This window comes from Streptomyces sp. NPDC048514, from assembly GCF_043199955.1.
Taxonomy (GTDB): Bacteria; Actinomycetota; Actinomycetes; order Streptomycetales; family Streptomycetaceae; genus Streptomyces.
In genome coordinates, this window is the sequence record NZ_JBICWT010000006.1 from 267,075 (window position 1) to 291,031 (window position 23,957).

Below are 23,957 nucleotides of genomic sequence, written 5' to 3' on the forward strand. Positions count from 1 at the left end.
ACCCCTCCGCGCGAACGGAGGGACACGGTGTCGGCGTTCTGGAGGGCGTCCTGAATACGCCCCCCGGTGGTCTTGAGTGACCGGCGCTGGTTCCCCCCATCTCGCCGCCACTCGGCGCTGCGTCGCGCCCTGTGCGCCGGACTCGATCCCGCGGCGGTCCGTGGAATTCCAGCACAGTGCCGGATCTCCAACAAGGGCCGTGGCCCGAGCTGTGACCTCCGTGACGGGCTGTGAGTGTCACATCACCTGTCGTGGAAGTCGATCCGGGGCGAACCGGGCGTTTTCCAGCGAGTCGGCGCCGGGTGGCACGTGTCCCAGTCGCCATGATCAGGAGCGGAATGATGGCTTCAGGGGCCCAATGTCCGTTTCGGTGGCGCGATGTGCGGGCCGGAATTGACCGGTTTGCCGGGGACGTCGTGAGCAAACTCACATGAACGCCGGGGTCAGTTGGCGTCTTCGGCGGGGATCCGGATGTTTAGCCTGACGCTTTACAGGAGCGGCGACTCTGCCAACCACCCGACCCAGAGGGCACAGGACGACAACGGTGAAGACGACGATGATGTTCCGCAACATAGCCAATCCGCGACGCACGACCCTGGCGCACCTCGACGACGCCGGCGCCCTGCAGACGCCGGAGCTGCCGGAGCAGTCCGCCGACCTCCCCGCCCAGACGGCCAATCCCAGGCGCACCGTCCTGATGGACCTGCCGGTGGGCGCCGCGGCCGGCGAGTAGCGACCGCGCGGTACGCCGCCGGCGCGCACCACGAAACACCTGACCGGCGGCCGTACCGGCCCGGCGCCGGGCGAGGGGACCGGTTAACCTGGGGCGTCAGTACGCCGGTTCTCAGGGAGGGGCGCAAGGATCCCGTGCGCATCGCCAGGTTCTCCATCGACGGGAACGTAGCCTTCGGCGCGGTCGAGGGCGACAAGCAGGACGAACTCGTCCTCGACATCATCAAGGGCATCCCGTTCGCGGACCACGAGCTGTCCGGCACCAAGGTGCCGCTCGGCAAGGTCAGACTGCTCCCGCCGGTCCTCCCGAACAAGGTCGTGGCCTTCGGCCGGAACTACGCCGAGCACGCGCGCGAGCTGGGCAACGAGACGCCCGACGCGCCGTTCGCCTTCTTCAAGCCCTCCACCTCGGTGATCGGCCCCGGCGACGACATCCAGTACCCGCCGTTCACCGAGGAACTGCACCACGAGGCCGAGCTGGCCGTGGTGATCGGCCGCATGTGCCGCGAGGTGCCGCGCGAGCGCGTCAAGGACGTGATCCTCGGCTACACCTGCGCCAACGACGTCACCGCCCGCGACGTCCAGCGCCGCGAGAAGCAGTGGGCCCGGGCCAAGGGCTTCGACACGTCCTGCCCGCTCGGCCCCTGGGTGGAGACGGACCTGGACCTCGACCGGGCGAACGACCTGACGGTCCAGCTCACCGTGAACGGCGAACAGCGCCAGCTGGGCCGCACGAGCGAGATGATCCACTCCATCGAGGACCTGGTCGTCAACATCTCCGAGGCCATGACCCTGCTGCCCGGCGACGTCATCCTCACCGGCACCCCCGCGGGGGTCGGCCCCCTGCACGTCGGCGACGAGGTCGCCGTCACCATCGAAGGCATCGGCACTCTCACCAACAAGGTTGTCAAGCGTGGCTAGCGCACCCGGCTCCCCCGTACGCGTCCGTTTCTGCCCCTCGCCCACCGGTAACCCCCACGTGGGCCTGGTCCGCACCGCCCTGTTCAACTGGGCGTTCGCCCGCCACCACCAGGGCACCCTGGTCTTCCGTATCGAGGACACCGACGCGGCGCGCGACTCGGAGGAGTCGTACCAGCAGTTGCTCGACGCGATGCGCTGGCTCGGCTTCGACTGGGACGAGGGCCCCGAGGTCGGCGGCCCGCACGCGCCGTACCGCCAGTCGCAGCGCATGGACGTCTACGCCGACGTCGCCCGCAAGCTCCTGGACGCCGGCCACGCCTACCACTGCTACTGCTCCCAGGAGGAGCTGGACGGCCGCCGCGAGGCCGCCCGCGCCGCCGGCCTGCCCTCCGGCTACGACGGCCACTGCCGCGAGCTGACCGCCGAACAGGTCGAGGAGTACAAGGCCCAGGGCCGCACCCCGATCGTCCGCTTCCGCATGCCGGACGAGGCGATCACCTTCACCGACCTGGTGCGCGGAGAGCTGACCTTCACCCCGGAGAACGTGCCCGACTACGGCATCGTCCGGGCGAACGGCGCCCCGCTGTACACGCTGGTCAATCCGGTCGACGACGCGCTGATGGACATCACCCACGTGCTGCGCGGCGAGGACCTGCTGTCCTCCACCCCGCGCCAGATCGCCCTGTACAAGGCGCTGACCGAGCTGGGCATCGCCGAGCGGACCCCCGCCTTCGGCCACCTGCCGTACGTGATGGGCGAGGGCAACAAGAAGCTCTCCAAGCGCGACCCCCAGGCCTCCCTGAACCTCTACCGCGAGCGCGGCTTCCTGCCCGAGGGCCTGCTGAACTATCTCTCCCTCCTGGGCTGGTCGCTCTCGGCGGACCAGGACATCTTCACGATCGACGAGATGGTCGCGGCCTTCGACGTCTCCGACGTGAACCCCAACCCGGCGCGCTTCGACCTGAAGAAGTGCGAGGCCATCAACGCCGACCACATCCGCATGCTGGAGGTGAAGGACTTCACCGAGCGCTGCCGCCCCTGGCTGAAGCCCCCCTTCGCCCCCTGGGCGCCGGAGGACTTCGACGAGGCCAGGTGGCAGGCGATCGCCCCGCACGCCCAGACCCGCCTGAAGGTCCTGTCGGAGATCACCGACAGCGTCGACTTCCTGTTCCTGCCGGAGCCGGTGGCCGACGAGGCGAGCTGGCAGAAGGCGATGAAGGAAGGCAGCGACGCCCTCCTGCGCACGGCCCGCGAGAAGCTGGAGGCCGCCGACTGGACCTCCGCCGAGTCCCTCAAGGAGGCCGTCCTGGCGGCCGGCGAGGCCCACGGCCTCAAGCTCGGCAAGGCCCAGGCCCCGGTCCGGGTCGCCGTCACCGGCCGCACGGTCGGCCTGCCCCTCTTCGAGTCCCTGGAGGTCCTGGGCAGGGAGAGGACGCTGGCGCGGATCGACGCGGCGCTGGCGAAGCTCGCCGCGTAACGGGCTACGAGCTCCACACCGAGGGGGCGGCATCCGGGTGTCCGGGTGCCGCCCCCTCGTCGTCCGCCCGGTCGGCGGAGAGCCCCCGGATCCCCGGCCGTGCGGCGGTATTGTCGGGCGCATGACGATCAGAGCCGTCGTGTGGGACGTGGACGACACCCTCTTCGACTACACGACCGCCGACCGGGAGGGCATGCGGGCCCACCTCGCGATCGAGGGGCTGCTCGCCGGCTACGCCGGCGCCGAGGAGGCCCTCGTGCGGTGGCGTGAGATCACCCACCGGCAGTGGGCGCGGTTCTCGGCGGGGGAGGTCTCGTTCGAGGGGCAGCGGCGGGACCGGGTGCGGACGTTCCTGGGGGAGGAGCTGTCCGACGCGGAGGCGGACGCCTGGTTCCAGCGGTACGTCGGTCACTACGAGGCCGCCTGGAGCCTCTTCCCGGACGTGCTGCCCGCCCTGGAGGCACTCGCCGCCAGCCATCGGCACGCGGTGCTGTCCAACTCCAGCCTCACCGTCCAGGACCGCAAGCTGCGCACCCTCGGCCTGTTCGACCGCTTCGAGACCGTGCTGTGCGCCGCGGAGCTGGGCGTCTCCAAGCCCGAGGCCGGCGCCTTCCTCGCCGCCTGCGAGGCGCTGGGCCTGCCCCCGCACGAGGTGGCGTACGTCGGCGACCATCCGGAGATCGACGGGCGGGGCGCCGCCGAGGCCGGACTGCTGTCCGTGTGGATCGACCGGGGCGCGGCCTACGCGCGAGCCGTCGGCGAGGTGGTCGCGCACCGGATCTCGACCCTCGCCGAACTCCCGGCGCTCGTCCGCGCGGATACCCGTTTTGGAGCCCCGTCCACCTTCGGGTAATGTTCTTCCTGCGCCGAGGGAAGCGGGCCGGAAGGCCGGAAGCCCGAGGCGCAAACTAGAACGAGATCCCCGCAGGGGCTTGAGTTCCAGTGGCCTATGGTGTAATTGGCAGCACGACTGATTCTGGTTCAGTTAGTCTTGGTTCGAGTCCAGGTAGGCCAGCTCGCAGAGCTTATCTGCAAAGCCCCCGTTGTGTAGCGGCCTAGCACGCCGCCCTCTCAAGGCGGTAGCGCCGGTTCGAATCCGGTCGGGGGTACTGGTCCTGATCTTCTCGGGATCGCTAGGGCCCCCGTTGTGTAGCGGCCTAGCACGCCGCCCTCTCAAGGCGGTAGCGCCGGTTCGAATCCGGTCGGGGGTACTGACTGGTCTAAACCATCATTGGTCTATGGTGTAATTGGCAGCACGACTGATTCTGGTTCAGTTAGTCTTGGTTCGAGTCCAGGTAGACCAGCTCGGACCTGCGGAAACGCAGTGTCCAGGCCCCCGTTGTGTAGCGGCCTAGCACGCCGCCCTCTCAAGGCGGTAGCGCCGGTTCGAATCCGGTCGGGGGTACGCACAGGAAGGCCCTCCACTTCGGTGGGGGGCCTTTCGCGTGTCCGGGGGTCAGCCGTCCCCGAGCCGCCGGCGCGACTCATCGGCCTGGGTCAGCCGGCGCAGAGCCGTCGGTACCGGCTCGTACAGGACGGTCAGCGCCACGGCCGCCTCCACCTGCTCCTCCGGCGCGTGGCGCTCGGCCAGGTCCAGGTCGTCGGCGGCGAGCTGCTCCACGGCGCGGGCGCAGGGCTCCAAATCGGCCGCGGTGCACGGGTGTCCGAGTCGGGCGGCGCGCTGATCGCGGTCACCGGCATCCCGTACGGCGGTGCGGCCGGGGTGTCCGGCGAGCCGTGGCCGTGGGCCGGTACCGGTGCGGGTCCCGCGCCGGTTCTTCCCGTGCGGAGATGTGCGAGAGGGCCTGCCGCGGCGTCGGGGCAGGCCCTCCTCGGTGTGTCGCGGGGGCGCTCAGCCCGAGCGGCGCAGGGCCTCCGACAGGCGGCCGGCGGCGTCGATGACCGCCTGGGCGTGCATACGGCCCGGGTGGCGCGTCAGGCGCTCGATGGGGCCGGAGACCGACACGGCGGCCACCACGCGGTTGGAGGGGCCGCGCACGGGCGCCGAGACCGAGGCGACGCCCGGCTCGCGCTCGCCGATCGACTGGGCCCAGCCGCGCCGCCGTACGCCCGACAGGGCCGTGGCCGTGAAGCGGGCGCCCTGGAGGCCGCGGTGCAGCCGCTCCGGCTCCTCCCAGGCCATCAGGATCTGCGCCGAGGAGCCCGCCTTCATCGTCAGCGTGGAGCCGACCGGGACGGTGTCCCGCAGGCCGGACAGGCGTTCCGCCGCGGCCACGCAGATCCGCATGTCACCCTGGCGCCGGTAGAGCTGTGCACTCTCGCCGGTGACGTCGCGGAGGTGGGTGAGCACCGGGCCGGCCGTCGCCAGCAGGCGGTCCTCACCGGCCGCCGCGGCCAGCTCGGCGAGGCGCGGTCCGAGGATGAACCGGCCCTGCATGTCGCGTGCCACCATGCGGTGGTGTTCCAGGGCCACGGCCAGGCGGTGGGCCGTGGGTCGTGCCAGTCCGGTGGCCCCGACCAGACCCGCGAGGGTGGCCGGACCGGACTCCAGAGCGCTCAGGACGAGGGCCGCCTTGTCCAGAACGCCGACGCCGCTACTGTTGTCCATGCAACGATACTCACGTCTCACTCTGTGAAACGCAAGTTCAATTTTCCGTGGAACGCGCCACCCTGGAATCAGAACAGCGGCCCGAGTACCACGAGGGCCCGGCGGCGGACGCCCGGAATCACGACTTTCAGGGGCCCTCACGGGCAGCCGCCGCTTCCTCAAGATCTCTAGTTGGGCCGGTGCACGTCTGCCGGCCGGAGGGAAAGCGATGGGTAGGACACTCGCGGAGAAGGTCTGGGACGACCATGTCGTCCGGCGCGCCGAGGGCGAGCCCGACCTCCTCTACATCGATCTGCACCTGCTGCACGAGGTGACCAGCCCCCAGGCCTTCGACGGTCTGCGCAAGAACGGCCGCCAGGTCCGCCGCCTCGACCTCACCATCGCGACCGAGGACCACAACACCCCGACCCTCGACATCGACAAGCCCATCGCCGACCCGGTCTCCCGCGCCCAGCTGGAGACGCTGCGCAAGAACTGCGCCGACTTCGGGGTGCGCCTGCACCCGCTGGGCGACGTCGAGCAGGGCGTCGTGCACGTCGTGGGCCCGCAGCTGGGCCTGACCCAGCCCGGCACCACCGTCGTCTGCGGCGACTCGCACACCTCCACGCACGGTGCCTTCGGCGCGCTGGCGTTCGGCATCGGCACCTCCCAGGTCGAGCACGTGCTGGCCACCCAGACGCTGCCGATGGCCCGCCCGAAGACCATGGCCATCACCGTCGAGGGCGAGCTGCCCGACGGCGTCACCGCGAAGGACCTGATCCTCGCGATCATCGCCCGGATCGGCACCGGCGGCGGCCAGGGCTACGTCCTGGAGTACCGCGGCCCGGCCATCGAGAAGCTCTCGATGGAGGCCCGGATGACCATCTGCAACATGTCGATCGAGGCCGGCGCCCGCGCGGGCATGATCGCCCCCGACGAGACCACCTTCGCGTACCTCGAAGGCCGCCCGCACGCCCCCGAGGGCGCCGACTGGGACGAGGCCGTCGCGTACTGGAAGACGCTCCGGACGGACGAGGACGCGGTCTTCGACGCCGAGGTCGTCATCGACGCCACCGCGCTGTCGCCGTTCGTCACCTGGGGCACCAACCCCGGCCAGGGTGCGCCGCTTTCGGCGTCCGTCCCCGACCCGGCTTCGTACGAAGACGCGTCGGAGCGCTTCGCCGCCGAAAAGGCCCTGGAATACATGGGGTTGGCGGCCGGCCAGCCGCTGCGTTCCATCGACGTGGACACCGTCTTCGTAGGTTCCTGCACCAACGGCCGCATCGAGGACCTGCGCGCCGCCGCCGAGATCCTGCGGAGCCGCAAAGTCGCCGACGGCGTACGGATGCTGGTCGTCCCCGGCTCCGCGCGGGTCGGTCTGCAGGCCGTCTCCGAGGGCCTGGACGTTGTCTTCAAGGAGGCCGGTGCCGAATGGCGGCACGCGGGCTGCTCGATGTGCCTGGGCATGAATCCCGACCAGCTGGCCCCGGGCGAGCGCTCCGCCTCCACCTCGAACCGCAACTTCGAGGGCCGGCAGGGCAAGGGCGGCCGTACGCACCTGGTGTCACCGCAGGTCGCCGCCGCCACCGCCGTCCTGGGCCACCTGGCCTCCCCGGCCGACCTGACCGACGTCCCCGCGCCCGCTGGAGCCCGATAACCATGGAAGCCTTCACCACTCACACCGGCCGGGCCGTGCCGCTGCGCCGCAGCAACGTCGACACCGACCAGATCATCCCTGCTCACTGGCTCAAGAAGGTCACCCGGGACGGGTTCGAGGACGGCCTCTTCGAGGCCTGGCGCAAGGACCCGGAGTTCGTGCTCAACCGCCCCGAGCGGCAGGGCGCCACGGTCCTGGTCGCCGGCCCCGACTTCGGCACCGGCTCCTCCCGCGAGCACGCCGTCTGGGCGCTGCAGAACTACGGCTTCAAGGCCGTGATCTCCTCGCGCTTCGCCGACATCTTCCGGGGCAACTCGCTGAAGAACGGCCTGCTCACGGTGGTGCTGGACCAGAAGATCGTGGACGCGCTGTGGGAGCTGACCGAGGCCGACCCCACGGCCGAGGTCACGGTGGACCTCGAGACTCGCGAGGTGCGGGCGGCGGGCCTCACCGCCGCCTTCGAGCTGGACGAGAACTCCCGCTGGCGGCTGCTGAACGGCCTGGACGACATCTCGATCACGCTCCGGAACGAGGCCGACATCGCCACCTACGAGGCCGGGCGGCCCGGCTACAAGCCGCAGACCCTCCAGGCCTGACCCACCCGGCCCGGACGGGTCGGGTTTCGGCCACCCCAACACCTTCTCCGTACCCCCGATCGCCACGATCGGGGGTACGGCCATGTCTGCACCCGAACGGCCCTGCCGCCGCGCCCCCGCTCGCTCAACTTCCCACGTTACGGCGGTGGTTGTAAGGGTAGGTGAGTGCCGTGTTCGCGGTCTTCGCGCGTGCCTGGAAGGCCGTTCGGGGCGGCAGTTGCACCCTGCGCAGGCGACAACTCGCCCCAGATGGCACAATCTGTGCATGGGACACGACGGCCAACTCCAGCTCTATACGGCGGTCGCGAACCAGCTCAAGGAAGCGCACGCAAGAGTGCGCGCACTGCAAGTCCCGGAGGGCGTACGGATGGCGCTGACCCGGAAGCTGCTGGTCATTACGGCCGCGGCCAAGCACGATCTCGCCGATGCGGCAAGGCGGCTCGAGCGGTTCACCACGGACCTCGACGAGGGTCGGATCCCCGACGAGGACCGCTGAACAGCCCGGGACAACCGAGTCCGTTGCGGCACAAGGGTGATAAGCCCGTTTCGTGTTTGATTTGCGGTATATATCTGCCTAACGTGCGAAAAAGCTTGAACACTTTCGTTCTGGCGATGTCTCCGAAGGGGAAGACGTGAACAAGGCGCAGCTCGTAGAAGCGATTGCCGACAAGATGGGCGGCCGCCAGCAGGCCGCCGATGCTGTCGACGCGGTCCTGGACGCGGTCGTCCGCGCGGTTGTCGGCGGGGACCGGGTCTCGGTCACCGGCTTCGGGTCCTTCGAGAAGGTGGACCGCCCCGCCCGCTACGCCCGCAACCCCCAGACGGGCGAGCGGGTTCGGGTCAAGAAGACCTCCGTGCCGCGCTTCCGCGCAGGCCAGGGCTTCAAGGACCTGGTGAGCGGCTCGAAGAAGCTGCCTCGCGGCGGCGAGGTCTCCGTCAAGAAGGCGCCCAAGGGCAGCCTGACCGGCGCCGCTTCCGCCACGGTCAAGAAGGCCGCGGCCAAGAAGACCACCAAGGCCGCCGCGAAGAAGACCACCGCCAAGAAGGCCACGCCGGCGAAGAAGACCACGGCCACCGCCAAGAAGACCACGGCGAAGAAGACCACGCCCGCCAAGAAGACCACGGCGACCGCCAAGTCCACCGCGGCGAAGAAGACCACCGCCAAGAAGGCGACGGCCAAGAAGGCCCCGGCGAAGAAGGTCACCGCCAAGAAGGCCCCGGCCAAGAAGTCGACGGCCCGCAAGACCACCGCGAAGAAGGCCACCGCCCGCAAGGCGTCGTAAGGCCACCTGGGCACTCACGCGCCGGGCCGGACTCCCCTGGGGAGCCCGGCCCGCGGCGTTTGTAAGGGCAGTTAGAGGGTTTGAAGGGTTACCAGGGTGATGCGCAGGCCGTCCCCGGCACCCTCGGTCTCGATCCGCACCCGCTGTCCGGGCCGCAGCAGCCGCAGGCCGCCGGCGTCGAACGCGTCGGCGCCGAAGGGCACCGGGGTGCCGTCGTCGAGCAGCACCTGTCCGCTGCGGGTCTCTTCGTCGTAGGTGTACGCGGTGGCCTGCATGGCAGCCAGCGTAGTGTCTTTCGGGGTTCCGGGCGTCTTCGCGCGGGCCGCGGCCGGACGCTCAGGACCGTGGAATCAGCAACCCCGCCGACACGGCCGCCGTGTACGGTCCCACCCCCAGCGCCAGCGCGGCGCGCAGATCCTCGCCGGTGTCCACGTCCTGCCGTACGGAATCCACCCCGGCGAGCCCCAGTTCGGCGGCCCCGGAGGCCCGGTGCCGGGTACGGGAATCGACACCGAACTCCGGCCGCAGTTCCCGCTCCGGTCCCGCCGCCAGCAGCGTCGTCCCCAGTGCCGCCGCATCCGCGAGAAAAGCCCGCGGGAATTCCGCCGCCGCCTCCAGCACCCGGGCCAGTTCCGGTGACCGCAGGGCCGGCAGATCGGCGTTCAGGGTCGCGACCGGCGCGGCCGGGCGCATTTCCCGTACGACGGCCGCGCCGTGGGCCAGAGCCGCGTTCAGGCCGCCCTGCGGGGTGTCCGCGACGATCCGCGCGCCCAGTGCCGCCAGCTCGCGGGAGGCCAGTTCGTCGTCCGTGACGACCACCACATCCGCAACGGCCGTGCAGGCCAGCGCCGCGACCACCGTGTCCTGGGCGAACGCCAGGGCCAGCCCCGGGCGCACCCCGTTCGCCGCGGTGTCCGCGAGCCTGCTCTTGGCCCGTGTCAGGGGCTTCAGGGGGATGACCAAGGTCCACTGCACCGGCGTACCGTCCCTCTCTCGTCGCGCTCATTGTCACCCGGGGCATCCGATGGCCGGCTCGCGGGCGGGCGTACGGTGTTCTCGACAGACCGGCGCCCCGGAGCCACACTTGTGCGGCCCCCGCCGGGGTGGCAGTCCTAGAGGAAGGTGTCCTTGTGCCCCGCCGCAGAATCGGCTTCTGGTACCGCTTCGCCGCGGTGATCTGCAAACCGCCATTGGTGGTTCTGATCAAGCGGGACTGGCGTGGAATGGAGCACATTCCGGCCGAGGGCGGATTTATCACGGTGGTGAACCACAATTCCCACGTGGACCCCTTCGCCTACGCGCATTACCAGTACAACACCGGACGGGTTCCGCGATTCCTGGCGAAGAGCGGACTTTTCAAGAAGGGCTTCGTCGGGGCCGCCATGCGCGGTACCGGACAGATTCCCGTCTACCGCGAGAGCACGGACGCGCTCAGCGCCTTCCGGGCCGCGATCGACGCCGTGGAACGCGGCGAGTGCGTCGCCTTCTACCCCGAAGGCACCCTCACCCGCGACCCGGACGGCTGGCCGATGACGGGCAAGACCGGCGCCGCGCGAGTGGCCCTGGAGACCAAGTGCCCGGTCATCCCGGTCGCCCAGTGGGGCGCCAACGAACTGCTGCCGCCGTACGCCAGGAAGCCCAGCCTCCTCCCGCGCAAGACCCACCGGGTGCTGGCCGGCCCGCCCGTGGACCTCGCGCGGTTCTACGGCAAGGACATGACCCCGGACCTGCTCAAGGAGGCCACCGAGGTCATCATGGCGGCCATCACCCGCCAGCTCGAGGTGGTCCGGGGTGAGAAGGCCCCCGAGACGCCCTACGACCCGCGCCGGGAGCGGATCGAACAGCGGCGCCGCACCCAGGCGCAGACCGGCAAGGAACAGGAGACCGGCACGTGAGCAAGCCTGTCCGGGCGGCTGTCATGGGCACCGGCTCATGGGGCACCGCCTTCGGCATGGTCCTCGCCGACGCGGGCTGCGAGGTGACCCTGTGGGCCCGCCGGCCCGAGCCGGTCGAGGCGGTCAACTCCACGCGGACCAACCCCGACTACCTCCCCGGTGTCGAACTCCCGGAGAACCTGCGCGCCACCGCGGACGCCGGCGAGGCCCTGCGGGACGCCGACTTCACGGTCCTGGCCGTCCCCTCCCAGACCCTGCGCGCCAATCTCGCCGCCTGGCGGCCGCTGCTCGCCCCGGGCACCGTCCTCGTCTCCCTGATGAAGGGCGTGGAACTGGGCTCCACCATGCGGATGAGCGAGGTGATCGACGACGTCGCCGAGGTCGGCGCCGACCGGATCGCCGTCGTCACCGGGCCGAACCTGGCCCGGGAGATCGCCGCCCGGATGCCCGCCGCCGCCGTGGTGGCCTGCACCGACGAGGCGGTCGCCCGGCGCCTCCAGGCCGCCTGCCACACGCCCTACTTCCGGCCGTACACCAACACCGACGTGGTCGGCTGCGAACTCGGCGGCGCGGTCAAGAACGTCATCGGCCTCGCGGTCGGCATCGCCGACGGCATGGGCCTCGGCGACAACGCCAAGGGCTCGCTCATCACGCGCGGCCTCGCCGAGACCACCCGCCTCGGGATGGCGCTCGGCGCGGACCCGCTCACCTTCTCCGGACTCGCGGGCCTGGGCGACCTGGTGGCCACCTGCTCCTCGCCGCTGTCCCGCAACCACACCTTCGGCACCAACCTCGGCAAGGGCATGACGCTGGCGGAGACCATCGCGGTGACCAGGCAGACCGCCGAGGGCGTCAAGTCCTGCGAGTCGGTGGCGGATCTGGCACGCCGGCACGGCGTCGACATGCCGATCACGGAGACGGTGGTGGACATCGTGCACGAGGGCAAGCCTCCGGTGGTCGCCCTGAAGGAGCTGATGTCGCGCAGCGCGAAGCCGGAACGACGCTGAGCGACCCCCGGCGCCGACGCTGTCTTGGGGCCCTACCACCGGGTACTCTCAACGCGATATGAGCACCGAGAACCTCCCCCAGAGCCCTGAGCAGCCGTCGCGCAAGGCGCGCGTGGCCGTCGTGTTCGGCGGACGCAGTTCCGAACACGGCATCTCCGCGGTCACCGCAGGCGCCGTCCTGAGCGCCATCGACCGGACGAAGTACGACGTCCTGCCGATCGGCATCACCCGCGAGGGCCGCTGGGTGCTCACGGCCGACGAGCCGGAGCGGATGGCCATCACCGACCGCCGCACCCCCGAGGTGGCAGAGCTGGCCGAGTCGGTCGAGGGCGGAGTGGTGCTCCCCGTCGACCCCGGCAACCGCGAGGTCGTCTACAGCGAGCCCGGCTCGGTGCCCAAGGCGCTCGGCGAGGTCGACGTGGTCTTCCCGGTGCTGCACGGCCCCTACGGCGAGGACGGCACCCTGCAGGGTCTGCTGGAGCTGTCCGGGGTGCCGTACGTGGGTGCCGGTGTGCTCGCCTCGGCCGTCGGCCAGGACAAGGAGTACATGAAGCGGGTGTTCACCTCCTTCGGGCTCAAGGTCGGCCCGTACGTGGTGATCCGGCCCCGCGAGTGGGAGCGGGACGAGTCCGCGGCCCGCAAGAAGATCGTCGACTTCGCCGGCGAGCACGGCTGGCCGCTGTTCGTGAAGCCCGCGCGCGCGGGCTCCTCCATCGGCATCACCAAGGTCGACGACCTCTCCGGCTTGGACGAGGCGATCGCCGAGGCCCAGTCGCACGACCCGAAGATCCTGGTCGAGGCGGCGGTACGGGGCCGTGAGATCGAGTGCGGCGTCCTGGAGTTCGAGGACGGCCCGCGGGCCTCCGTCCCGGCCGAGATCCCGCCGCCGGACGCGCACGCGTACTACGACTTCGAGGCCAAGTACATCGATTCCACGCCCGGCATCGTCCCGGCGCCGCTCACCGAGGAGCAGACCGCCGAGGTGCGCCGGCTCGCGGTCGAGGCGTTCGAGGCGGCCTCCTGCGAGGGCCTGGTGCGCGCCGACTTCTTCCTCGACGAGGACGGCGAGTTCGTGATCAACGAGATCAACACCATGCCCGGCTTCACGCCGATCTCGATGTACCCGCAGATGTGGCAGGCCACCGGCGTCGGCTACCCGGAGCTGATCGACCGGCTGGTGCAGGCGGCGCTGCGCCGCCCGACCGGGCTGCGCTGACCCCGCACCGCGTCACCGCATGGAGGCGATCCCCCGGGGGATCGCCTTCTTGACCGCGGCCGCGAGATCCGTGAGCACCGAGGCGCCCTCGTCCTGCGGGGACATCCCCTTCACCAGGCTCACCTGCACATACGCCACGCGGCTCGCCGTGGTGAACCGCCAGGTGCCGTCGCTCTGCTTCTCCATCAGCCAGTCGACGCCGTTCACCCCGCCCGCGACGGCGTCCGGATCGTCCCCCTGGGCCACCCCGGGATCGACCATCTTCGGCGGCCGTACGACACCGCAGCGCAGTATGATCGCCGGGTTTCCCCAGCCCGCCGTGTAGGCGGACCGGGGCCGGGGGTCGTTTCGGTCGCGTCCGTCCAGCTTCCGCGGCAGCGCCCGGTGCAGCTCCCGGCACACCTTCGCCGTCTTGGCGTCGGGGCTGGGAACCGCCACCGTGGCGCTGTCGTCTGCCGTGGCACAGCCCGCGACCGCGACCAGCAGCGCGGGCGCGAGCAGGCCGAGGGGCCGGTGACGGAAGATGTTCACCGGCCAAGGGTAGACGGGGGCTACAGATGAACGACCGGACAGGTCAGGGTGCGGGTGATGCCGTCCACTTGCTGGACCTTCGCGACCACCATGCGGCCGAGGTCGTCGACGGTGTCGGCCTGGGCGCGCACGATGACGTCGTACGGACCCGTCACGTCCTCGGCCTGCATCACGCCAGGGATCTTGCTGATCGTCTCGGCGACGGTCGACGCCTTGCCGACCTCCGTCTGGATCAGGATGTACGCCTGTACCACGGAACCTCCAGGGCGGCCACGAGGATCATGTGGGGAAAAGGAACGCCACGGTATCGCGTTGCCGCTCCCCGGGGCGAGACCTGCGGGAACCGGGCTTGCGCGCCAGGGTGCAGGCACGACGGAAGTTGACGGTCACCTCGATCGCGACGGCGGTCATCCGGACCGCGACGGCGGTCACCTCGACGGTATCGGGGACACTGATGAGGCGCGACCGGGAACGGCAACGCAGAGAAGGGGAGCAAGGGAAATGAAGGGCACTGTTGGTGAGCTCGGGGAGTTCGGGCTCATCAGGGAGCTCACCTCCCGCCTCACCACCACTCCGGCGGTCCGCGTCGGCCCCGGCGACGACGCCGCGGTGGTCGCCGCGCCCGATCGCCGGGTGGTGGCGAGCACCGACATCCTGCTGGAGGGGCGGCACTTCCGCCGCGACTGGTCCACCGCCTACGACGTCGGACGCAAGGCGGCGGCACAGAACCTCGCGGACATCGCCGCCATGGGCGCCGTACCGACCGCGCTGCTGCTCGGCCTGGTCGTCCCGGCCGAACTCCCGGTCACCTGGCCCAGCGAGCTGATGGACGGCCTGCGGGACGAGTGCCAGGTGGCGGGCGCCTCGGTGGTCGGCGGAGACGTCGTACGCGGCGACACGATCATGGTGTCGATCACCGCGCTCGGCGATCTGCGCAACCAGGAGCCGGTGACCCGGGGCGGTGCCCAGCCCGGCGACGTCGTGGCCGTCACAGGCTGGCTCGGCTGGTCAGCGGCCGGCTTCGCGGTGCTCTCCCGGGGCTTCCGCTCGCCGCGCGCCTTCGTCGAGGCCCACCGGCGTCCCGAGCCGCCCTATCACGCGGGCCCGGCCGCCGCTGCGCTCGGCGCCACCGCCATGTGCGACGTGAGCGACGGCCTCATCGCCGACCTCGGGCACATCGCCGAGGCCAGCAAGGTGCGCATCGACATCCGCTCCGGCGCGATCGACGTCCCCACGCAGATGAACGACATCGGTCAGGCCGTCGGCGTGGACCCGCTCCAGTGGGTGCTGAGCGGTGGAGAGGACCACGCGATCGTGGCGACCTTCCCGCCGGACGCCAAGCTGCCGGCCCGCTGGAAGGTCATCGGCGAGGTCCTCAACCCCTCCGCGCTGCCCCAGGTGACGGTCGACGGGGCGCCCTGGACCAGCAAGGGCGGCTGGGACCACTTCGGGGACATCGAGTCATGAGCGTGCAGGGAGCGCCTCCTCGGGTGCTCACGGTGGCGGGCTCGGACTCCGGGGGCGGCGCGGGCATCCAGGCCGACCTGAAGACGATGCTGGCGCTCGGCGTGCACGGGATGAGCGTGATCACGGCGGTGACCGCGCAGAATTCCGTGGGCGTGCAGGGCGCCTGGGAGCTGCCCGTGGAGGCGGTACGGGCCCAGTACCGCAGCGTCGTGGACGACATCGGCGTACAGGCCGTGAAGACCGGCATGCTGGCCTCGGCCGAACTGGTCGAGGCGGTCGCCGAGTTGATCTCCGGCACGGACGTGCCGGCCGTGGTCGACCCGGTGGGCGTCTCCAAGCACGGCGACCCGCTGCTCGCCGCCTCCGCTCTGGACTCGGTCCGCGCCAGGCTGCTGCCGGCGGCGACCGTGGCGACCCCGAACCTTGACGAGGTGATCCAACTCACGGGGGTGCGGGTCGAGTCGGGTGACGATCTGCGACGGGCCGCGGAGGCCGTGCTGGAGTACGGGCCGCGCTGGGTGCTGATCAAGGGCGGCCACCTGTCCGGGGACGCGGTGGACCTGCTCACGGACGGTTCGGCGGAGCACTGGCTGCGCGCCCCGCGTCACGACAACCGGCACACGCACGGCACCGGCTGCACGCTGGCCTCGGCCATCGCGTCGGGGCTGGCCAAGGGGCTGGCCGTGCCGGAGGCGGTCACGCAGGCCAAGGAGTACGTCACGGGGGCGATCGCGGCCGGGTTCGCGCTCGGGGCGGGAATCGGCCCGGTGGACCACGGCTGGCGGTTCAGGTCACCCTGAACATTCCCCCGGGCAGGGCCCACCGCGCGTCCCCCGGGCAGGGTGCACCGCGCGCCCTGCCCGGGGGCGGCGGCACGACGAGACCGGTGACAGGGAAGGCACGGGGAGTGGCGAGGCGCTCGGCGCAAGGTACGCAGGGGCGCACGGCGCCGGGCACGGCAAAAAGCCGGCCCACCCTGAGGTGGACCGGCTTCGTGCAGCGAACCAGGCAGTGGCCGCGCGCTCAGCTGTAGCGTCAGCGCGAGACCTTGCCGGCCTTGATGCACGAGGTGCAAGCGTTCACGCGCTTCGGCGTCCCGCCGACCACGGTACGCACACGCTGGATGTTCGGGTTCCAGCGGCGGGACGTACGGCGGTGCGAAAACGAGATGTTGTTGCCGAAGCCCGGCCCCTTGCCGCAGACGTCGCAGTTGGCAGCCACGGGTCACTCCAAAGACTTCAGATGCACTTACGGTTGATCCCGGCATGCCGGGATCGAGATCCTAAGATCTTTGACCTTGAGTGGCGTTGCCAGGGGGAATGGCCCGATCAGATCGGGCAACCGGAGCAGCATACAACGACTGCGCCCGTGCAACGAAACTACCATGGCAGCTCAGGGCCCCGCTCCCAGCCCTCTTCCGGCGCAGAGCGGCTCGGGGTCTACGCTGCGTCCACGTCCAGCCAGCTCAGGGAGGCGCAGGTGGCGCAGGTGCCGCAGACATTCTTCGATGCTCTCGCGGTGCGCACCTGGTGCGGTCTGGCGCTCCGGGCACTGGGGCGGGCCCGCGAGGAGATCGACGCGATCAACGTCTATCCGGTGGCGGACGGTGACACCGGGACCAACCTCTATCTGACGGTGGAGTCGGCGGCCACCGCCGTGGAGGCCGTCTTCGCCGGGTACGGGACGGGCTCCGAGGAGCCGTCCCTGCCGGACGCGGTACGGGCCATGGCCCACGGTGCGCTCATCGGGGCCCGGGGCAACTCCGGGACCATCCTCGCCCAGCTGCTGCGGGGCATGGCCCAGGTGCTCGCCGGTGAACCGGGTCACGAGGGGGGCCCCGCGGCCCCGCACGGCGACGGTACGAGTCTGCGGCTGGCCCTGCGCCGGGCCGCCGACTCCGCCCGGCAGGCCGTGGCCCACCCCGTCGAGGGCACCGTGCTGACGGTCGCCTCCGCCGCCGCGGACGCCGCGGAGGGGGCGGAGGGCGACTGCGGGACCGTCGCGCGGGCGGCCTACGACGGGGCGCGGGCGGCCCTGGCGGCGACTCCGGGCCAGCTGTCCGTGCTGGCGCGGGCCGGGGTGGTCGACGCGGGCGGCCGGGGGCTGGTCGCGGTGCTGGGCGCCCTGGTGGAGGCGTTCACGGGGGAGACACCGGCGGCGGTGCCGGGCCGCCGGGCTCCCGCGGGGCCCTCCGGCGGGGCGGCCGTGCCGGCTTCCGACCCGTACGAGCGCGGGGTGCCGGCTTCCGACCGGTACGAGCGCGGGGGACCGGCTTCCGACCGGCACGCGCGCGAGGTGACCGTCTCCGACCCGGGCGTGCGCGAGGTGCCCGTTCCCGACTCGCACCTGCGCGAGGTGCCTGTCAACGGTCCGCACGCGCGTACGGCCGATGGTCCGGCGGTCGCCGCCTCCGGCCTGTACGGGGACACGGGTGCCGCCTCCGAGGCCGCCGCGCACGGGCCGGCGGCCGGCGTGTCCGCCGCGCACGTGGCCGGGGGCGGCGGCGCCGACGCGCAGGCACCCGTGGGCGACGCCGGTTCCGCTGGGTGCGCCGAGGGCGCCGACACGGGCGGACCCGCCTTCGAGGTCATCTACCTCCTGGAGGCCGGCGACGCGGCCGTGGCCCGGCTGCGCGCCCGGCTCGACGCCCTGGGGGACTGCCTGGTCGTCGTCGGCGGCGACGGGCTGTGGAACGTCCACGTGCACGTGGACGACGCGGGCGCCGCCGTGGAGGCCGGCGTGGAGGCCGGGCGGCCGTACCGGATCCGGATCACGCACTTCGACCTGGGCGACGTGCACACCCACGGCGAACGGCCGCCGCGCGAGCGCGCCCAGCGGGCCGTGGTCGCCGTCGTGCCGGGCGAGGGCCTGGCGGGCCTGTACGCCGAGGCCGGCGCGACCACCGTCCTCGCGCGCCCCGGGGAGCCGCCCGCCAGTGGCGAGCTGGTACAGGCCGTACGGCGCGCCCACGCGCGCGAGGTCGTCCTGCTGCCCAACGACGCCGAGCTGCGCCACACCGCCGCGGCGGCGGCGGAGCAGGCCCGTACCGAGGGCATCCGGGTGGCCCTGATCCCGACCCGCTCGGCGGTCCAGGGCATCGCCGCACTGGCGGTGCACGAGCCGGAGCGCCGGTTCGACGAGGACGTCGTCCAGATGACCTCGGCGGCGGGCGCCACCCGGTACGCCGAGGTCGTCGTCGCCGAACACCAGTCCTGGACGACGGCCGGCATCTGCCAGGCCGGGGACTTCCTGGGCCTGATCGACGGCGATGTGGCGGTGATCGGCCCCGACGTCACCGCCACCGCCGAGACCGTCCTGGACCGCATGCTCCGGGCCGGCGGCGAGCTGGTGACGCTGGTCGTCGGCGACGAGGCACCGCAGTCCGTCGCCGAGCACCTCCAGGACCGGGTGCGCGAGACCTACCTCGCCGTCGACACGGTGGTGTACCGGGGCGGCCGGCAGGGCGCGCTGCTCCTGATCGGCGTGGAGTGAGCCGAGCGCGCGGTCGGCGTGGAGTGGGCCGGGCGTCCGGTCGGCGTGGAGTGGGCCGGGTGTCCGGTCGGCGTGGAGTGAGCCGAGTGTCCGGTCGGAGGGGAGTGGGCCGAGCGCCCGCTCATTCCTCGGCCCGCACCGCCTGGAGCATCTGCGTGGCCTCCGCCCGCCGGGCCTCGACCGTCTCGTCGGCGTGCTCGGCGCCCCCGTAGGCCGCGAGTACGCCACGTGCGCGTGCCGCCGCCTCGGCGGGCCGCCCGAGATCGGCCTCCAGCCAGCCCGCGGCGAGTTCGGCGCCGGTACGGCCGTGCAGCCCGTCGGCGCCGAGCGTGCCGAACAGCGCGGAGGCCCGGTCCATCTGGACCAGCGCCGCCTCGAACGCGGCCTGGATCACGTCGTCCTCGGCCTCCTCGGCCGCCGACCGGGCCAGCAGGTCCCCGAACTGACGACGGGTGTTGCCCAGTTCGGCCGTCAGCTGCTCCCGGGTCACCGGATCGGCCGCGGCCCGCAGCGCCTGCTCGCACTCGCGCACCGCGTCCGTCATCAGATCCCGCGCGCCCTCGGCGCCGGACTCCCCGCGCAGCGCCAGCCAGCCCCGGGCGCGCAGCGAGCGGACCAGGAACTGCGGGTTGCCGATCGTGCGCCACAGTGCGCCCGCGCGCAGGTAGGCCCGGTCGGCCTCCTCCGCCAGCCCGGCGTTGCTCAGCGACTCGGCGGCGAGGTGCGCCAGCGTGGCATGGTCCTGCTGCTCGGGCCAGTGCCGGGCGATGTCGGCGGCCCGCAGCCGGTGTTCGGCGGCCGCCCGGTGCTCACCCAGCTCGCCCAGGCAGTCCCCGAGCCACCAGTGGGCCTGTACGACCGCTCCGTCGCCGTGTGTCCCGGCGCTCAGGTCGGCCAGCGCCGACTCCAGCACCTCCGCGCCCTCCGCGTACCGACCGAGGCGGAGCAGGAAGCCGCCCAGCTGCTGTCGCGCCCAGGCGCCCAGGGTGCCGCTCTCACCGGCCTCGTCGGCCCAGTGCGCGGCCTGCAGAGCGTGCTCGGCCGCCTCCACGGCCTCACCCCGGCCGCCGGTCACCTCGGCGAGCTGCAGATGCAGCTGCGCCCGCCCGACCGGCTCCACGTACGCCCCGCCGTGTTCCAGGGCGGCGCGCAGGGCCCGTTCGGCCCCGGCCAGGTCACCGGTCTGATGGGCCAGGGCGGCCACCTGCACCTCGTACTCGACCGCGAACCACGGGAGCCCGGCGGCCACGTAGTCGGCGGCGGCCCGCCGGAACAGCCGAGCGGCCCGCCCGGGGTCCCCGGCGTGCCCGGCCAGCTCGGCGAGCATGGCCCGGGCCTCGGCGGCCCGCGCCGCCAGCCGCACCTCGTCCCCGGACCGCCCGTCGACCAGCGCCAGCACCTCGCGGACCGCCTGCTCGGCCTCCGCGAGCGCAGGCCGGCCGCCCGGGCCCTCGGTGCCCCCGGGCCCCTCCTCGCGAGCGCCCCCGGTCCCCTCCTCGCGAGGGTTCTCGCGCAGGCCTTCGGGCCGGCCTTCGTGCAGGTCTTCCTGTCGGTCCGGGGGCAGGTCCTCGTGCAGGTCCCGCCGGTCCGCGGGCAGGTCCTCGTGCAGGTCCCGCCGGTCCGCGGGCAGGTCCTCGGGCACGTCGCGGTGGACCCGCCGCATCAGAATCCGGGCCCGGCTCATCACCACCGACGCCGTCTGCCGTACCCCGGTGGCCTCGTCGGCGTACAGCGCGAGCACCTCGTCGTACAGTCCCGTGACCGTGGCCAGGGCCGCGTCCACCTCGCCGCCCAGGGCGCGGACGTACGCCCCACGCGCGCGGGCCGCCAGCGCCTCGCCCGGGTCGCCCGCCTGCGCGTACAGCACGGCCGCCCGCTCGAACAGCTCGACGCCCTCCGGACCGCGGGCCATCGCCTCGTGGTCGGCGATCTCCGCCCGGTCGCGCGGCTCCAGGTCGGCGCCCCGCGCCGCCCGTGCCACCGCCGCCCAGGCCTCCAGCGCGTGCGGCCGCAAGGTGTCCGACATCCGCCGGGCCTCGGCGAGCAGCGCCGTGAGGCCGGGCTCGTCCGCCGCCTCCGGTGGCGCGGGCGGGGCCGCCGCAGGCGCCGGCACGGGTGCGGGACGCACCGTGCGCACGCCCAGCGGCAGCCGCTCCACCAGCGGCTCCCGTGCCATGCGCGCACGTATCCCGTCGCCGGTGCAGGAGGTGCCGTTGCGGTCGTCGAAGCGCTCGGCCAGTTCCGTCGCCTCCACGCGCGCGTGGGCGGCGAGTTCCCGCGCGGTCCACGTCCGCCCGGCGGGCCCCGGCACCCGCTGCCCGCCGAGTCCCAGCGCGGTCAGCCGGTCCATCAGCAGCGTCACGACGGCCATGAAGTCGAGCCGGCTGCGCGGGTGCCCGGTGTCGGTGAAGTACGCGGGCCGCTCGGCCAGCAGCTCCAGAGCACGGGCCTCGTTGCCGGTCAGCGCGCAGAACTCCACGTGGTCGGCGTAGGCGCCGCGCATGCTCTCCATGGCCCGCACGAGCCGGAAGCCGCGCAGATGGTTCGCGCGGGCCTCCTCCACCCGGCCGAGGCGCAGGAGCGGGACCAGCGAGGAGGCGAGGACGGTGTGCGGCTCGTGCGCGCAGCTGTACTCGCCCTCCAGTACCGGCTCCCACAGCCGCAGCGCCGCCGCGTCCCGGCCGCGCTCGACCTGCCAGGTGCCCTGCCCGTGCAGCTCGCAGGCGTGGCAGTCGGCCATCGCGTCCCGGTCGGCGGCCAGCCACGCGGCATAGGCCCGCTCGGCCCGCGCCAGGTCGCCGATGTGCGCGGCCACGCTGAACTCGGCGCCGCGCACGGCACGTTCGGAGTACCCGGCGAGCCGGTAGCGGTGCTCCATCTCGCCGAGCCACTTCTCGATCGAGGCGAGCGGGACGTGCGGCTGGTCCAGCATGCCCGCCGACATCCACTTGAAGACCCAGTGCAGCGAGTGCGTCTCGTACGCGTCGAAGTCCTCGGGCCGCTCGTCCCACATGCGCAGCAGCCGCGCGAACGGGACGGACATCCTGTCCTTCTCGGAGCTGTAGTTGTAGACCTTCAGCTGGTGTCCGAGCGCCTCGATCACGGCGAGCGGGGTGTCCAGCCGCTCCGCCTCGGCGAGCAGCCGTTCCGCGCGCGCGTTGCGGGCCGGGCCCTCCGGCTCCCCGGCGTTCTCCGCGAGCGCCCGGCGCAGCCCGTCGAAGTCGGCGATCTCATCCATCAGCGACCGTTCTCCCCATGCGTGGCCCACTCCAGCAGGCCGATGAACGCCCGGTTGAGCAGCGCCGAGTCGGCCGGCCTGAGCGGACGCTGCGCCATCAGCAGCGCCTGCCCGTACAGCGACTCGGTGGCGGTGCCGATCAGCTCCGGGTCCCGCAGCGAACCGATCCGCCGGATCAGCGGGTTGAGATGGTTGAGTACCAGACGCGCGCGGGGGGCGCTGCCGCGCAGCGAGCCCAGGATGCCCGCCCACAGGTCGTCGGACCGCTCCTCGGCCGCGGCCCGCGCCTGCTCGTGCCGCGCGCCCCGGTCGTCCAGGTGCAGCGCGGGCACGGACAGCGGGTGGAAGGCGCGCAGCACGACGTCGCAGCCCAGCGGGTCGAGCCTGGCGCGCGCGGCGGCCAGGAAGCCCGACAGGGCCAGTTCCTCGGCCGCGTCCACGCCGTCCAGGTGCGCGGTCACGGTGTCCGCGTCCAGCTCGGCGACCACCGTCCCCGGCCGGGCCCGCGGCAGGGCCTCGATCAGCTCGCCGTCGTAGGTGTAGCCGCCGTTGACGACCCCGACGCCCTGCGCGGAGGCGATCGGGGCGACCTGCCGGTACTCCTCGACGGTCCGCGTGAAGTGCACCACCGGGTGCCGCTGCGCGAACTCCTCCAGGGACAGCTGCCCGTCGGTCGTCTCGAACGGCAGCCACGGCAGCATCGTGCGCAGCATGCCGGTGTCGTGCCGGGCGAGCGACTTCACCCCGAGGTGGTGCACGGCGACGAAGGCCGTGAGCCGCTCCGGGTCCCCGGCCGCGAGGGCGGTCAGCCAGGACCGGATCCTTTCGCCGAGCGCGTCCCGCACGGCGGCGAGGGTCTCGTCCTCGTACAGCGACTCGCGCGAGGCGGTCGGCCGCAGGCTGTCGGTGTCCAGCACGCAGCGCACGAAGAACGCCCAGTCCGGCAGCAGCTGTTCGGCCCGCTCGGTCAGCAGCATGCCCTTCAGGTGCACGCGGTGCGTGGCGCGCTGGGCCGGACTGACCGCCGACGGCAGCACGTACGCCACCCCGCGGATCCCGGCCACCGCCACGTCCAGGTCGATGGAGTCCAGCGGGGTGAACCCGAACAGCTCCCGGCAGTGCCGGGCCAGCGCCTCCCGTCTCGCGGCGGGACCCGGATACGGGCGGTCCCAGGGCGCCGGCAGATCGGTGATCCGCTCCCCGCCCACCCGGACGTCGTACGGCAGCAGCGAGCCGAAGTCCCGGGCGAGCGTGCGCACGCGCTCGGGCGCCAGCCACTCGGCGGCCCCGGCGCGCGCGGTCAGGTACACGGTGGTGCCCGGCTCGGGCCGCTCGGCCTCGGGCAGCGTGCGCACGGTGTACGAGCCGTCGTCCCGGGCCGTCCACTCCACCGGCGGGGCACCGGGCGTACGGGCGCTGCGGCTGACCACGCGGATCCGCTCGGCGACCACGAAGCAGGCGAGCAGCCCGATGCCGAACTGGCCGAGGAAGCCGGACCGGGCCTCCTGCAGCCCCTCGGCCCGCTTGGAGCTGCGGCCGATGGTCGCCAGCAGCTCGTGCACGTCCGCCTCGGTGAGTCCGATGCCGCTGTCCTCCACCCGCAGACCGCCGTCCGCGGCGTGCAGCCGGACCAGTGCCGGCGTGCCCGGCTCCAGGGCCTGCCGGGCGGTGACGGCGTCCACGGCGTTCTGCAGCAGCTCCCGCAGATAGACCTTGGGACCGGAGTAGAGGTGATGGGAGAGCAGGTCCACCAGACCACGCAGGTCGACCTGAAACGTATGAGGTTGGTGGGGTGACCGGGATGCCTGGGATGACTGTGGGGTCTGGGAGTCCATCGTCACTGCGCCGGCGGGGGGAGGGAGTGCGGCGCGGGGTCGGGCGGTACCGGTTGGGGAGG

At 72.4% G+C, this 23,957-nt stretch carries 23 protein-coding genes and 5 tRNA genes; 19 read left to right on the plus strand and 9 right to left on the minus strand.

The window, feature by feature from the left end:
* Positions 1-544 precede the first annotated feature (544 nt).
* From ACGFT2_RS15635 to ACGFT2_RS15675, 9 genes are all read left to right on the plus strand, one after another.
* Positions 545-733, plus strand: a complete 189-nt coding sequence (locus ACGFT2_RS15635) for a hypothetical protein (RefSeq protein WP_393278090.1) — start codon at positions 545-547, stop codon at positions 731-733.
* A 134-nt stretch (positions 734-867) separates the two neighbouring features.
* A complete protein-coding gene (locus ACGFT2_RS15640; protein ID WP_393278092.1) occupies positions 868-1,653 on the plus strand; it encodes a fumarylacetoacetate hydrolase family protein in 786 nt (261 codons plus the stop codon).
* A complete protein-coding gene (gltX, locus tag ACGFT2_RS15645; protein ID WP_393278094.1) occupies positions 1,646-3,130 on the plus strand; it encodes a glutamate--tRNA ligase in 1,485 nt (494 codons plus the stop codon). The genes ACGFT2_RS15640 and gltX overlap by 8 nt, the downstream gene beginning before the upstream one ends.
* 121 nt (positions 3,131-3,251) lie before the next feature.
* On the plus strand, positions 3,252-3,983 hold the full coding sequence (locus ACGFT2_RS15650; protein ID WP_393278096.1) for an HAD family hydrolase: 732 nt from the start codon (positions 3,252-3,254) through the stop codon (positions 3,981-3,983).
* Between the two features lie 90 nt (positions 3,984-4,073).
* Positions 4,074-4,145 (plus strand) — tRNA-Gln (locus tag ACGFT2_RS15655).
* A 21-nt stretch (positions 4,146-4,166) separates the two neighbouring features.
* Positions 4,167-4,239: transfer RNA gene (locus tag ACGFT2_RS15660), tRNA-Glu, on the plus strand.
* A 29-nt stretch (positions 4,240-4,268) separates the two neighbouring features.
* A tRNA-Glu gene (locus ACGFT2_RS15665) sits at positions 4,269-4,341 on the plus strand.
* A 21-nt stretch (positions 4,342-4,362) separates the two neighbouring features.
* Positions 4,363-4,434: transfer RNA gene (locus ACGFT2_RS15670), tRNA-Gln, on the plus strand.
* A gap of 28 nt (positions 4,435-4,462) precedes the next feature.
* Positions 4,463-4,535, plus strand: a tRNA-Glu gene (locus tag ACGFT2_RS15675).
* 51 nt (positions 4,536-4,586) lie between these two features.
* On the opposite strand, the gene ACGFT2_RS15680 is transcribed toward ACGFT2_RS15675, so the two are convergent.
* Positions 4,587-4,751, minus strand: coding sequence for a hypothetical protein (locus tag ACGFT2_RS15680; RefSeq protein ID WP_393278098.1), 165 nt, complete (start codon positions 4,749-4,751; stop codon positions 4,587-4,589).
* A gap of 231 nt (positions 4,752-4,982) precedes the next feature.
* A complete protein-coding gene (gene ndgR, locus ACGFT2_RS15685; protein ID WP_145883474.1) occupies positions 4,983-5,699 on the minus strand; it encodes an IclR family transcriptional regulator NdgR in 717 nt (238 codons plus the stop codon).
* 208 nt (positions 5,700-5,907) lie between these two features.
* Here ndgR and leuC point away from each other — a divergent pair, with 208 nt between their 5' ends.
* The 4 genes from leuC to ACGFT2_RS15705 all read left to right on the plus strand — a co-directional run bounded on the left by leuC (position 5,908) and on the right by ACGFT2_RS15705 (position 9,214).
* Positions 5,908-7,335 (plus strand): 3-isopropylmalate dehydratase large subunit, encoded by a 1,428-nt coding sequence (gene leuC, locus ACGFT2_RS15690; RefSeq protein ID WP_393278100.1) that lies wholly within the window; start codon positions 5,908-5,910, stop codon positions 7,333-7,335.
* 2 nt (positions 7,336-7,337) lie between these two features.
* Positions 7,338-7,931 carry a 3-isopropylmalate dehydratase small subunit gene (leuD, locus tag ACGFT2_RS15695; protein ID WP_393278102.1) on the plus strand — a complete coding sequence of 198 codons (594 nt, stop codon included), beginning with the start codon at positions 7,338-7,340 and terminating at the stop codon, positions 7,929-7,931.
* Positions 7,932-8,196: 265 nt separating this feature from the next.
* Entirely contained in the window at positions 8,197-8,427 is a 231-nt protein-coding gene (locus tag ACGFT2_RS15700; RefSeq protein ID WP_393278104.1) for a hypothetical protein, read from the plus strand.
* A 136-nt stretch (positions 8,428-8,563) separates the two neighbouring features.
* On the plus strand, positions 8,564-9,214 hold the full coding sequence (locus ACGFT2_RS15705; protein WP_393278106.1) for an HU family DNA-binding protein: 651 nt from the start codon (positions 8,564-8,566) through the stop codon (positions 9,212-9,214).
* Between the two features lie 71 nt (positions 9,215-9,285).
* Here ACGFT2_RS15705 and ACGFT2_RS15710 read toward each other — a convergent pair whose 3' ends face one another.
* Both ACGFT2_RS15710 and cofC read right to left on the minus strand, forming a co-directional pair.
* The gene (locus tag ACGFT2_RS15710) at positions 9,286-9,489 is read right to left on the minus strand and encodes a hypothetical protein (RefSeq protein ID WP_393278108.1); all 204 of its coding nucleotides are present in this window, start codon (positions 9,487-9,489) and stop codon (positions 9,286-9,288) included.
* 61 nt (positions 9,490-9,550) lie between these two features.
* Complete coding sequence (gene cofC, locus ACGFT2_RS15715) at positions 9,551-10,189, minus strand: 2-phospho-L-lactate guanylyltransferase (RefSeq protein ID WP_393278110.1); 639 nt, start codon at positions 10,187-10,189, stop codon at positions 9,551-9,553.
* Positions 10,190-10,344: 155 nt separating this feature from the next.
* Here cofC and ACGFT2_RS15720 point away from each other — a divergent pair, with 155 nt between their 5' ends.
* The 3 genes from ACGFT2_RS15720 to ACGFT2_RS15730 are packed head-to-tail and all read left to right on the plus strand — an operon-like array spanning position 10,345 to position 13,332.
* Positions 10,345-11,109, plus strand: coding sequence for a lysophospholipid acyltransferase family protein (locus tag ACGFT2_RS15720; RefSeq protein ID WP_393278112.1), 765 nt, complete (start codon positions 10,345-10,347; stop codon positions 11,107-11,109).
* On the plus strand, positions 11,106-12,116 hold the full coding sequence (locus ACGFT2_RS15725; RefSeq protein ID WP_393278114.1) for an NAD(P)H-dependent glycerol-3-phosphate dehydrogenase: 1,011 nt from the start codon (positions 11,106-11,108) through the stop codon (positions 12,114-12,116). The genes ACGFT2_RS15720 and ACGFT2_RS15725 overlap by 4 nt, the downstream gene beginning before the upstream one ends.
* Before the next feature lie 58 nt (positions 12,117-12,174).
* Positions 12,175-13,332, plus strand: a complete 1,158-nt coding sequence (locus ACGFT2_RS15730; protein ID WP_393278116.1) for a D-alanine--D-alanine ligase family protein — start codon at positions 12,175-12,177, stop codon at positions 13,330-13,332.
* A gap of 12 nt (positions 13,333-13,344) precedes the next feature.
* Here the strand turns inward: ACGFT2_RS15730 and ACGFT2_RS15735 are convergent, their stop codons facing one another.
* Both ACGFT2_RS15735 and ACGFT2_RS15740 read right to left on the minus strand, forming a co-directional pair.
* Positions 13,345-13,863, minus strand: coding sequence for a DUF3515 domain-containing protein (locus ACGFT2_RS15735; protein WP_393278118.1), 519 nt, complete (start codon positions 13,861-13,863; stop codon positions 13,345-13,347).
* A gap of 20 nt (positions 13,864-13,883) precedes the next feature.
* Positions 13,884-14,117: an Lrp/AsnC ligand binding domain-containing protein gene (locus ACGFT2_RS15740; RefSeq protein WP_351717716.1), complete on the minus strand. Its 234-nt coding sequence runs from the start codon at positions 14,115-14,117 to the stop codon at positions 13,884-13,886.
* Between the two features lie 247 nt (positions 14,118-14,364).
* Between ACGFT2_RS15740 and ACGFT2_RS15745 the strand changes: the two genes are divergently transcribed.
* Together ACGFT2_RS15745 and thiD are read left to right on the plus strand one after the other, a co-directional pair.
* Positions 14,365-15,330, plus strand: coding sequence for a thiamine-phosphate kinase (locus tag ACGFT2_RS15745; protein WP_393278120.1), 966 nt, complete (start codon positions 14,365-14,367; stop codon positions 15,328-15,330).
* Positions 15,327-16,130: a bifunctional hydroxymethylpyrimidine kinase/phosphomethylpyrimidine kinase gene (thiD, locus tag ACGFT2_RS15750; RefSeq protein WP_393278122.1), complete on the plus strand. Its 804-nt coding sequence runs from the start codon at positions 15,327-15,329 to the stop codon at positions 16,128-16,130. The genes ACGFT2_RS15745 and thiD overlap by 4 nt, the downstream gene beginning before the upstream one ends.
* A 235-nt stretch (positions 16,131-16,365) precedes the next feature.
* Here thiD and rpmB read toward each other — a convergent pair whose 3' ends face one another.
* The gene (gene rpmB / locus ACGFT2_RS15755) at positions 16,366-16,551 is read right to left on the minus strand and encodes a 50S ribosomal protein L28 (protein WP_009190838.1); all 186 of its coding nucleotides are present in this window, start codon (positions 16,549-16,551) and stop codon (positions 16,366-16,368) included.
* Between the two features lie 258 nt (positions 16,552-16,809).
* Here rpmB and ACGFT2_RS15760 point away from each other — a divergent pair, with 258 nt between their 5' ends.
* Entirely contained in the window at positions 16,810-18,822 is a 2,013-nt protein-coding gene (locus ACGFT2_RS15760) for a DAK2 domain-containing protein (RefSeq protein ID WP_393278125.1), read from the plus strand.
* A gap of 121 nt (positions 18,823-18,943) precedes the next feature.
* Here the strand turns inward: ACGFT2_RS15760 and ACGFT2_RS15765 are convergent, their stop codons facing one another.
* Together ACGFT2_RS15765 and ACGFT2_RS15770 are read right to left on the minus strand one after the other, a co-directional pair.
* Positions 18,944-22,060 carry a tetratricopeptide repeat protein gene (locus ACGFT2_RS15765; RefSeq protein WP_393278127.1) on the minus strand — a complete coding sequence of 1,039 codons (3,117 nt, stop codon included), beginning with the start codon at positions 22,058-22,060 and terminating at the stop codon, positions 18,944-18,946.
* Positions 22,060-23,895 (minus strand): HSP90 family protein, encoded by a 1,836-nt coding sequence (locus ACGFT2_RS15770; RefSeq protein WP_393278129.1) that lies wholly within the window; start codon positions 23,893-23,895, stop codon positions 22,060-22,062. Before ACGFT2_RS15770 ends, ACGFT2_RS15765 begins: the two co-directional genes overlap by 1 nt.
* Positions 23,896-23,957 lie beyond the last annotated feature (62 nt).

Coding starts and splice junctions, on each gene's coding strand:
- ACGFT2_RS15710 (WP_393278108.1), bottom strand. CDS start 9,489: ATGCAGGCCACCGCGTACACCTACGACGAAGAGACCCGCAGCGGACAG.
- ACGFT2_RS15745 (WP_393278120.1), top strand. CDS start 14,365: ATGAAGGGCACTGTTGGTGAGCTCGGGGAGTTCGGGCTCATCAGGGAG.
- ACGFT2_RS15650 (WP_393278096.1), top strand. CDS start 3,252: ATGACGATCAGAGCCGTCGTGTGGGACGTGGACGACACCCTCTTCGAC.
- ndgR (WP_145883474.1), bottom strand. CDS start 5,699: ATGGACAACAGTAGCGGCGTCGGCGTTCTGGACAAGGCGGCCCTCGTC.
- ACGFT2_RS15770 (WP_393278129.1), bottom strand. CDS start 23,895: ATGGACTCCCAGACCCCACAGTCATCCCAGGCATCCCGGTCACCCCAC.
- leuD (WP_393278102.1), top strand. CDS start 7,338: ATGGAAGCCTTCACCACTCACACCGGCCGGGCCGTGCCGCTGCGCCGC.
- ACGFT2_RS15765 (WP_393278127.1), bottom strand. CDS start 22,060: ATGGATGAGATCGCCGACTTCGACGGGCTGCGCCGGGCGCTCGCGGAG.
- leuC (WP_393278100.1), top strand. CDS start 5,908: ATGGGTAGGACACTCGCGGAGAAGGTCTGGGACGACCATGTCGTCCGG.
- ACGFT2_RS15700 (WP_393278104.1), top strand. CDS start 8,197: ATGGGACACGACGGCCAACTCCAGCTCTATACGGCGGTCGCGAACCAG.
- ACGFT2_RS15730 (WP_393278116.1), top strand. CDS start 12,175: ATGAGCACCGAGAACCTCCCCCAGAGCCCTGAGCAGCCGTCGCGCAAG.
- thiD (WP_393278122.1), top strand. CDS start 15,327: ATGAGCGTGCAGGGAGCGCCTCCTCGGGTGCTCACGGTGGCGGGCTCG.